Genomic DNA, 533 nt, shown 5'->3' with positions numbered 1-533 from the left:
CGCGGTGGTGGTCGGCACCGCGCCGGCCTGCACCGTGGCGGTCGGCACCGCGGCCGGGGCCTGGGCGGTCTGCTGCGCGGTGCCGAGCCGGTCGAGCACCACCTGCGCCGCCTCGTCGAGGTCACCCGGCAGGTCGCGGCGCACCACGCCGACCACGTGCCAGGTGGCCGGCCGGTCGAGCGCTCGCGGTGCGCTGAGCAGCACCGCCATGGCGAGCTCGTCCTGCGTGGTGCGCCCCGTCCACACCGGGTCGCCCAGGGCGGCGGCGCGCCCGTCGAGCCGCGCCGAGCGGCCGTACAGGTCGATGGCATCGGTGAGGTGCGCGACCGCCCCCTCCGCGATTGCGTGCACGACCAGCGGCAACGCGGGTGCGCACGCCATGGTCTGCCGCGTGGCGACCACCCGGCCCACCTCCGGCAGGTCGACCGCGCGGTGCGCCAGGTAGTGCGACACGTACGGCTCGCTGGACAGCGCAGCGCCGACCGGGGCGAGGGCGAGGTCCTGCGCCGCCACGAGGTCCCAGCGGTCGTCAG

Annotated in this window: 1 protein-coding gene; it reads right to left on the bottom strand. The window is 77.5% G+C overall.

Annotation, left to right across the window (positions count from 1 at the left end):
- The coding region (locus F2B26_RS16900; RefSeq protein ID WP_201292833.1) for a hypothetical protein at window positions 1–533 on the bottom strand (533 nt) is incomplete at both ends.

It is taken from the genome of Cellulomonas citrea (genome assembly GCF_009829685.1).
Classification (GTDB): domain Bacteria; phylum Actinomycetota; class Actinomycetes; order Actinomycetales; family Cellulomonadaceae; genus Cellulomonas; species Cellulomonas citrea.
This window is presented reverse-complemented; position numbering and strand designations above follow the sequence as displayed.